An 8,567-nucleotide genomic window follows, 5' to 3' on the forward strand; every position below is an offset into this window, starting at 1 on the left:
GGTCACAGTTCGCAGAGATTCGGCGCTTAGAGGTCGAGATTATCCGGCTGCCGATGTGATCGACTGAGTCTGGAAGGAACTGCTTGAGCTTGCTGCCGTATTCTCTGGCGCGGCGGTTGATGGTGGTCGGCGACGGCATCTCCGGGAGGATGCCGTCGCCGTGGTCAGCAGCATCCCGATAGCTGAGCGAGGTAGCGAGATCGACGCTTTTGGCGGCGATATCCTGCTGATAGCGGTTTTGCCCGTCGAAGTCGAGAACGTCTTCGACGGGCCGGAAGTAGCTGGGTTCGTCGTGGTCAGCGGCGGTATCTTCGACGTAGTGAAGGTCGAAGTCGTGTTCACCGGCGGTTGTGACGGCTGTGCGGGTGTCGGTACCGGCGCGTTGGAAGCGTCGGTCACCGTTGCCAGTAGCGTGTTTCTCACCACAGAGCGCCTCGACGCGAGCCGCGTCGAGGCTCTCGACCAGTCCTTCGAGAAGAACTGATTCGACGTTCTGGTCGGTGATGAACTCAGCGAGCGTGGCGAGCGGTACCGTTTTGTCCTCGTCGATGCTAATCGTCAACCGCACGTCGATTGTGGCGTGCATGGGACACCTCTTGGGTGGACACCAGAGGCGTCCCGTTCCTCACGGGAGCCAGTTGCTACTGAACTCTAGAGGACTTTGCGACGCGACCCATATTTTAAACTGATTCAGCTAGATCGTCTCATCTATAGTAGGCCGTAAGACGTAGAGAAGGTCCAGATACCGACTCCGATAGCAATCACGAGAGATCGGAGAACACATTGCTGTATGTCATATTTAGTTAATCCATATAGAGTAAATAAAACGGGGAAGAAATAACCCAGTGACGTAAGTGGCTGTTGGATAGCTGTTGGCGTGTATTGAGAGTATAATAGAAACAGAGCAGTTCCAAGAAAGAAAGACAAGATTCTCTTCCACAAAATTTGGTGAACGACCATCTACGGGAAGTTTTAATCTGGATCCATATAGTAGAATCGGGACCGTGTTGGTTAAACTGGGCGGGTCGCGACCGGCGTCGTGTTTGTCGCCCCCGAGAGGGGTGCGGGAGTGCCTGAGTGGTGCTCTCGAACTAGACGATGAGTGGAACTTTCGACGCCTACGCGACGGCACAGACCACACACCACCAGGGCGAGATTCGCTACATTGGCTCCCGGGAGCAGGGCGAGACGGTCGTGACGACGCACCCCGGTGGGCAGCGCCTCACACCGGAGCGCAGCCTCCGAATTGCCCGCCATAGTCCGAGCGGGTTCGCCGTCGGCTATCGCGGCAGCGGCCCGGCACAGCTCGCACTCGCCGTCCTCCTCAACTACACGGACAACGCAGCGCTCGCCCGCGAGCACTATCAGACGTTCAAAGACGAGGTCATCAGCCGACTCGAGTACGGCGCCGACGGCACCTGGACGATCACCGACGCCGATATCGAACACGTCCTCCCCGACGACGTCGCACCGACTGCCTAGCCAACCTCACACCAACGATGTCCGATACGACCAATTCTTCGAGCGGTGCGACTGACGAACAGCCGAGCGAAACCCAGCACGTCGAACGTACCGACGTCGGCGTCTCGATCACCGTCCAGCTCAAACGTGGCTCCGGAACGCGCGACGAGGACAAGATCGAGGGCAAAGTGAAAGCCGAGACGCTCGCCGACGCCCAAGAAGACATGGACGTTCTTCGCGAGTATCTGCATCGGCTCGCCGACGACGCACGCCAAATCCAACCCGAGGCTGAACTTGAGTAGAAACAACACCGAAAGCTCTCGATATCGGTTTGTCGACGCCGGGAGCGGGCGAGGCGTCCATCATGCCCAACCAAGAGAGCGAGAATGCGAGCACACTCACGCCCGAACAACGACTTACGCCGGCAAGCTTCGACGTCCTCCGCGCCTGTATCGTGACGATTCCTGACGTCGAGACTGTCCGGGAGTGTGTCGCGTACGAGAACGCGCATCAGAATCGTGAGCCCATCCTCCACTTGCTCGCGCAGCAAGCCGCGAAAGTCCGAGACGAGAGCTAGATAGTCGGCGCCTCAGTGTGTGGCCCGACGAGACGTTTATCGAGCCACCCAAGAGGGTGGAGGCATTCAATGATGAGCGACACACCAGATCCGGAAGTCCACCATCAAGCAGCATTCAGTGACAATGGCGGGCTCGAAGTCCAGGAGTCGAGCGTCGAAACGTCTCTCGAGGATTTCGGCGCCGATGTCGACCATCGCGATCGCGAATCACGACGCGATCGACCCAAGGCTAGTGAGTTCGGCGTCGACGACCGCCCCGAAGTACAAGACTCAAATGAGGATGACGAACAGGCCGTACTCTTCCCCGACACCGACGACGACCAGCAGACACTCACTGGTGAGCGCGCCGCAACACGCTGCCTCTTCGACGACTAGCTGCGACTACCCGACATGGACAGTTAGTGAGAGGGAGAAAAGCTACTCGCTGAGCGCGTCGGCAATCGCTTCGAGTTCGCCCTTCCGGAATGCCCGACCGATCTCATTCGTCGCATCGTCGTCGCGTTCATCGATCCTCGCGAGGATACCGGCGCGCATCTGTGCTGTCGGCGGCAGCGAGTTGGCGTCGATCTCGTAGCCGACGGCATCGCAGATGGCGGCGAGGTCCTCTTTCGTGAACGTCGCCGAAATCTCTCGCTCGAAGCGGCCCGTGGCGACCCGGATCTCGTTTCGGAGGTCGTCGACGGTCTTAGCCATACCGTACGCTCGGGAGAGAACGCCGTGTAGATTCTGGTTCTGTGTCGGCGGCCAAGAGAACGGCGCCGGCAAATTCCTCAGCGACAGCATCGAGCGATGAGTCCTTGCTGCCGACTCGAAAAAGCAGTGACGTCGATCGGGACACAGCGCCAGAGTTTGTTGGCCCGGGAGGGGTGCGGGCGCGCCCACGCGGCGCGTCGTCGCGACCAAATCCATGAGTGACGCACAATCGGAGTCAGCAGTCGCGTTCGAGGATTCGAGCTCGCGAAGCGAATCGATGACCGAAACGATCGAGGCGTGGGTCGAGGACCTCATCACGCACGTCGGGGAGGCACGTGAGAGTGAGGCGTTCCAAGAGTGGCTGGACGTGCAGAGTCGCTTCCACGACTACTCCTACCGGAACACCCTCCTGATCACCCTCCAGTATCCGGAGGCGACGAAGGTCGCGGGGTATCGGGCGTGGCAAGAGGATTTCGACCGACACGTCCAGGAAGGCGAGAGCGCCATCTGGATCTGGGCACCCATCATCGCGAAACAATGCCCGGAGTGCGAGAACTCGCCGAACTACCACGAACAGAGTGATTGTGAGTATGACGAGACGCCACCGGAGGAGTGGTCGGAGGGACTCGTCGGCTTTCAGCCAGCGTCGGTCTTCGACGTCTCGCAGACCGAGGGCGAGCCACTCCCCGAACTCGAGACGGCGGCGACCGGCGACGCCGGCGACCTCGTCGCCGTCCTCGAAGACGCAGCTTCGGAGCTCGACGTTGAGGTGCGGCTCGTCGACGCCGAGGAGTGGATCCATGGGCAGGCAGAGGGTATCTGCAAGCCACGTCAGTCGGATGAACCACCACTTGTTGAGGTTCGGGATCGTGCGAACGAGGCGGATCTCGCGGTGACGCTCGTCCACGAACTCGCACACGCCCTCCTCCACGGCGCCATCAGCGACCCGCTCGCCCGCTCCGAGCAGGAACTCGAAGCCGAGGCCGTCGCGTACATCGTCGGCCGACACTATGGGCTTGACACGAGTAATTCGTCGTTCTACCTCGCCGCCTGGGCCGGCGACGATCCTGAGGCAATCCGGGAGCGACTCGGCCGAATCAGCCGGACGGCCGAGCAACTCATCGACGTCGTCGATTCAAAGACCGCATAGCGACCCAAACTCCTCACACTAGGAGGCGCCCTGTTCAGTCAACTATCCAATAGTAGTGAATGGTAATGCCGGTGTGGTGGCGAAAATCCGAACCAAAGCGGCTGTATCCGATACGCTGATATGCAGACAAGTCCTAATAGGGGTAATGAACGATCTCACTGGCTTTCAGCGCGACCTGCTCTACGTTATTGCGGGGCTGGACGAGCAGCACGGCCTCGCCATCAAGGACGAACTCGAAACGTACTACGAGACGGAAGTCCACCACGGCCGCCTCTATCCGAACCTCGACACCCTCGTCGAGAAGGGACTCGTCGACAAGGGGAAGATCGACGACCGAACGAACTCCTACACCCTCACGCGACGCGGCCGCCGCGAGCTTGAGGCCCGCCGCGAGTGGGAAAACCAGTACGTCGACCTGTAGGTCATTCTCACTATCCGTCCTGAAGCAGTCGGAGTATCGGTCGTTGACAATATGGGCTCTTCAGTCGGAGTCGATGAAGCAGCCGGTATGAAGGAGGGTGCAACCGAACGGCTATGTCGGACTGTTGAATAGGTGTGGTATGTCAGATCGGACTGACCGCCTGCTTGCCCTCCACGTGATATTGATGGCCCTGCTCGTCGTGTCACAAACGACCGTCGTTCCGCGAAATCAACTCCTCGGCACAATCGGCCTACTATTCGGCGCTATTGCTATCATACTCGCGCTTGTAGAGCTTAGAAACGCGTTCTGAGTCCAGCCTACTCTATTTCAGACGCCCACGACTTAACGAAACTTGGTTCCCGATTCTGCAAGACGGGGTACAGAGAGAGGCCACACTTCCAGCTACTCTTAACCAACAGTATGCGCGATTCCGACGCGAGCGTTGGTTAAGGTTTGTCGGCGCCCGCGAGGGGCGGGGCGCACAGACCCCGGTTTTCGAACGATGCCCGAACACGATCTCGAGACGCTCCTTGCGGAAGCGGTGCACGTCGCGAACAACTACCCGGCGGTCGCGAACGGCGTCGATGACTCGCTCCACGAATACCTACGGTACGCCGTCCTCCGACTCCTCGAAGGCGACGCCGACCAGCGCTCACCGGCAGTCGACGTGACCGTCGGGTACGGGAGGGACGCGGCGATGGCGGACAACTGGCGCTCAACAGTCCCCTGGTGGGACGAAATGCCGGTCCAAGAGGACTGCACGCGATTTCGTGTCTTCTACCCCGACGACGTCGCACACATTCCGCGCGCGGTCGGCGACGTGATGAGCGCACTCGGTGCATGGCGTGTCTGGTCGGGCGACGCCGTCGACATCGGCACCTACGAGTATCAGAGCCGTCGCGAAGTCCACTACTGCTGGCCACTCGGCCACCCCGTTGAGGACCGACTCGACGAGCGCCTCGAACGAGACACACAGGCCGTCGCGACTGACGGTGGCTGTGCGGGCGACGTCCGAGCTCGCGAAGCCGTGAGCGACCAAGCGCAGACGGGAGGCCTCGAAGCCCGAACGCAGCGCGCGATCGACGAGGAGATGGACGTCTCCCTCCTTGCGAAGGGCGGCCAGTACGAGGTTCGCTCAGCCTCGGGAAGCATCTACGACGTCGACATCATCGCCGAGACGTGTACCTGTCCGGACTACCAGAAGCGAGAACCTGACGGCGGTTGCAAGCACCTCCGTCGCGTCGACCACGAAATCAAGCACGGACGAGTCCCGCGGCCGGATGGTCGCCTTCCAGTGTAGTCGTCGTTAAGTGATGGCCGTTTTCCACCCCCGCCCCGTTTGCAAAGTGAGCTAGCGAAAGAGAACGAGCGATAGATAGCCCGATGCTGCTGTAACCAGGGAACCCGCAAGAATGAACCTTGAAAACCGGCTGAAGCGACCCTAGATAGGAAAAGGATTTATGTATTTACTAGATGTACCACACCCGTAGTGCAGTACGCGATATGTTCTTCTAATAACTGCTAGTCATATCCAGATGGTGTTCAGATCTGTTTTGGCCACCACTTCTTCTTATTTCCTGGCTCACTTTGCAAACGGGGCGGGGGTATTCGATCTAACTCTGCAAACCGTCGAAAGGGTTATTGCAAAGTGAGATGATGTCCTGTGTATGCCTGATAAGTCGGGGCCACTTTCCATCTCGGAACAGTTAGCCGGAGACTATCACTCCGTTTTCCAGAATAAGGATCTCATCGAGCCGGAAACTATCGTTGACGAAGACCGTATTGTCGGCCGTGATGAACAGCTCAATCTCATCATCAATACTCTCAAGCCGGCTCTCCACGACGAACACCCGGAGGATATGCTCCTGCGTGGGCCGTCTGGAACCGGGAAGACGCTCTGTGCTGGAACAGTCGCCAACAAGACGATGGAAATCGGCGCCGAGAGAGGCATCGAGATCGAGTACATCGAGGTTAACGGCAAACACAAGAAATCGGAACACGAGGCTGTCCATCAGATCGCGCATTCTCTCGAAATGAGTCTTGACCTCGAACAGACCGCAAAGCGCGGTATCTCTACTAGTTCGAAGTACGACCGTATCTTCGAAATCATCGACGAACATCTCGACCTCGCTATCGTCGTCCTCGACGAGCTGGACCTCTTGGTTGGTGAGACACGCTCGAAGGACGAGGTTCCCGCCTTCTCGGATATCCTCTACAACCTCACTCGATCGAAGCGGATCGGAAACATGGACTCCTCCATCTCCCTGATCGTGACGACAAATAGCCCGAGAAGTCTCATGGATGGACTCAACTCCCGAACCGCCAGTACGTTCAACCCCTCCGAAATCTCCTTCGATGACTACGATGCGTACGAACTAACCGAAATCCTCGAATACCGCCGCGATGCCTTCCGAAAAGGTGTTCTTGGTGATGGCGTAATCGAACTCGTCGCCGCGGCTAGCGCCCAAGGAGAGGGTGACGCTCGATTTGCCATCGATCTTCTCCGTGAGGCTGGTAACATCGTCAATCGCCTTGAGGACGACATGGTTCTTGAACGGCACGTGGAGCAGGCACGTGATGAAGTCGAAAAGAACTATGTCGCCGATATCGTCGAGAAAGTCTCTCATCAGAAGCAAGTCTCTCTTCTTGCGACAGCGCTCGTCGCGATTCATGGCAATCCGGTTCTGGAACGAGAACCGATCCTGCGCTCGAACTGCGTCCCCTCTTCTGTGGGATACACACTCTATCGGTGGGTTCAGGAACAGTCGAACTCGGAGGTGCGCTCGAAGCACAGCTATCTGCGGTGGATGCGGGAGCTCTCTACGTACGAGGTCATCAAGAATAAGCGACGCGGGCGTGGAAATGAGCAGGGGATGTTCTCGGAGTACGCGTTCCCTCATCTCAACCCGGAATCAATCGTTCAAATTATTGTAGAGGATGACCCTCTCCTCTCGGAGATAATTGGAGACAAAGAGACGATCAGAACGATTGCCCGATCGAATCTTACAGAGTTTGCCTCGTAACGGCAGAGTTCGACTGCTCACTTTGCAAACGGGGTTTTCCTATTCTTACGTGAGTTCGTTGTCAGTCTCTCTTTGCAAGCGGGGCTCCCTCTTCTGTGTAAAATGGCTGTCAACCTCACTTTGCAAATGGGGTCTCCCCCTGCCAACCCCAATATCCCTCTCACTTTGCAAATGGGGTATCTATGAGCTTGAAGTCGTCCTTGCCGGCGACTATCAAGCCAACACACCTTCGTCGCGTCAACTACGAAATCGAGCAGGGACGTGCCCCGCGGCCGGATGGCCGACTTCCCGAAACTCCGAGGTAGGAGAGTTAACCAACACACGAAGGTGAAAAAACAGGGTGTTGTTGGTTAACGAGGGTGTCATAGAACTGTTCTCACACCGTGATGATGGTGCTTCCTGGATTGTCTCCGCGTTCGTAGTTGGTGATTGCAACGACGAGGCGAAGGCACAGGGCAAGAAACACCTGCGCTCGTGCGTGGACGCGGCCTCGGGCGTGCGTTCGCCCGAGGCCGCAGTCCTTCACTGATTCGTTGGTTCGTTCGACTCCTGTCCGGCGGTTGTACGTCTCGTCTAGCGTCAATTGCTTCAGCTGAACGTCCTCGCTGTGTTCTTCAATACGGTCTTCGACCCTGTACTCGATGTCTTTCGGGTCGTCGGTGTTTCGCGCGTTGTACGGAGCGACTGGCACGACCCCTGCGGCCAGCAGGTGGTCGTGCCAGTCAAGCGTGTCGTAGGCGCTATCACCGACCATCCAGATCGGCTTGGCGACGGCGAGCGCGTCACGCGTGACGCGCATCGCTGTCTCTTCTGGTGCTTGCTTACTCTCTGTGAACTCTGCCGCAATTGGGATCTTTTGCCCGGTCGAGACGATCGTACAGCCGTAGCCGTAGTAGTACTCTTCGTCGGTTGGATCGTAGCATTTCGACGCATCTTGATCGGCGGGCATCGCCCTCACATCGGTCGAATCGATGCAGTAAGTCAAGTCGAGCAGGCCGCGGCGGGCGGCCTGCTCGACGAGGTGATCAAACACCTCGTCGACAACGTGTTCGAGGTCAGTGAGGAATCGATCGACCGCGTCTCTCGACGGCGGTCGATCGAAGCCACAGCCAAGCCAGACAACCGTATTGTGGAGCTCTCGTGCAACAGGGCGGATACCATAGATGTCCTTGTGAGGGTGTCATAGAACTCTTCTCACACCGTGATGATTGTGCTTCCCGGATTGTCTCTGCGTTCGTAGTT

General features: G+C 58.1%; 10 protein-coding genes and 2 pseudogenes. 9 read left to right on the forward strand and 3 right to left on the reverse strand.

Annotated elements, in window-relative coordinates; translation table 11 throughout:
* Nucleotides 1-586, reverse strand: a pseudogene (locus ABDZ36_RS14235) (ISH6 family transposase); the annotation flags it as partial.
* Nucleotides 587-1,098: 512 nt separating this feature from the next.
* On the opposite strand from ABDZ36_RS14235, the gene ABDZ36_RS14240 reads away from it, so the two are divergent.
* The 4 genes from ABDZ36_RS14240 (at nt 1,099) to ABDZ36_RS14255 (ending at nt 2,413) form a co-directional block, all read left to right on the forward strand.
* Complete coding sequence (locus ABDZ36_RS14240; protein WP_211313674.1) at nt 1,099-1,482, forward strand: DUF6166 domain-containing protein; 384 nt, start codon at nt 1,099-1,101, stop codon at nt 1,480-1,482.
* A 17-nt stretch (nt 1,483-1,499) separates the two neighbouring features.
* Entirely contained in the window at nt 1,500-1,763 is a 264-nt protein-coding gene (locus ABDZ36_RS14245; protein WP_211313673.1) for a DUF7389 domain-containing protein, read from the forward strand.
* Nucleotides 1,764-1,825: 62 nt separating this feature from the next.
* Nucleotides 1,826-2,038: a DUF8129 domain-containing protein gene (locus ABDZ36_RS14250; RefSeq protein WP_188872934.1), complete on the forward strand. Its 213-nt coding sequence runs from the start codon at nt 1,826-1,828 to the stop codon at nt 2,036-2,038.
* Nucleotides 2,039-2,110: 72 nt separating this feature from the next.
* The gene (locus tag ABDZ36_RS14255; protein ID WP_211313672.1) at nt 2,111-2,413 is read left to right on the forward strand and encodes a hypothetical protein; all 303 of its coding nucleotides are present in this window, start codon (nt 2,111-2,113) and stop codon (nt 2,411-2,413) included.
* 42 nt (nt 2,414-2,455) lie between these two features.
* Here ABDZ36_RS14255 and ABDZ36_RS14260 read toward each other — a convergent pair whose 3' ends face one another.
* On the reverse strand, nt 2,456-2,731 hold the full coding sequence (locus ABDZ36_RS14260) for a hypothetical protein (RefSeq protein WP_188872932.1): 276 nt from the start codon (nt 2,729-2,731) through the stop codon (nt 2,456-2,458).
* A 214-nt stretch (nt 2,732-2,945) separates the two neighbouring features.
* On the opposite strand from ABDZ36_RS14260, the gene ABDZ36_RS14265 reads away from it, so the two are divergent.
* The 5 genes from ABDZ36_RS14265 (at nt 2,946) to ABDZ36_RS14285 (ending at nt 7,325) form a co-directional block, all read left to right on the forward strand.
* Nucleotides 2,946-3,881: a M78 family metallopeptidase domain-containing protein gene (locus ABDZ36_RS14265; protein ID WP_211313671.1), complete on the forward strand. Its 936-nt coding sequence runs from the start codon at nt 2,946-2,948 to the stop codon at nt 3,879-3,881.
* Between the two features lie 145 nt (nt 3,882-4,026).
* Nucleotides 4,027-4,302, forward strand: coding sequence for a PadR family transcriptional regulator (locus ABDZ36_RS14270; RefSeq protein WP_211313670.1), 276 nt, complete (start codon nt 4,027-4,029; stop codon nt 4,300-4,302).
* Nucleotides 4,303-4,441: 139 nt separating this feature from the next.
* A complete protein-coding gene (locus ABDZ36_RS14275) occupies nt 4,442-4,612 on the forward strand; it encodes a hypothetical protein (RefSeq protein WP_211313669.1) in 171 nt (56 codons plus the stop codon).
* A gap of 192 nt (nt 4,613-4,804) precedes the next feature.
* Nucleotides 4,805-5,602 carry a hypothetical protein gene (locus tag ABDZ36_RS14280; RefSeq protein ID WP_211313668.1) on the forward strand — a complete coding sequence of 266 codons (798 nt, stop codon included), beginning with the start codon at nt 4,805-4,807 and terminating at the stop codon, nt 5,600-5,602.
* 367 nt (nt 5,603-5,969) lie between these two features.
* Nucleotides 5,970-7,325, forward strand: coding sequence for a Cdc6/Cdc18 family protein (locus tag ABDZ36_RS14285; RefSeq protein ID WP_211313667.1), 1,356 nt, complete (start codon nt 5,970-5,972; stop codon nt 7,323-7,325).
* Between the two features lie 376 nt (nt 7,326-7,701).
* Here the strand turns inward: ABDZ36_RS14285 and ABDZ36_RS14290 are convergent.
* Nucleotides 7,702-8,499 (reverse strand): annotated as a pseudogene (locus ABDZ36_RS14290) (transposase); the annotation flags it as partial.
* Between the last annotated feature and the right edge of the window lie 68 nt (nt 8,500-8,567).

The organism is Halarchaeum salinum (assembly GCF_039520965.1).
In the GTDB taxonomy this organism is placed as follows: domain Archaea; phylum Halobacteriota; class Halobacteria; order Halobacteriales; family Halobacteriaceae; genus Halarchaeum; species Halarchaeum salinum.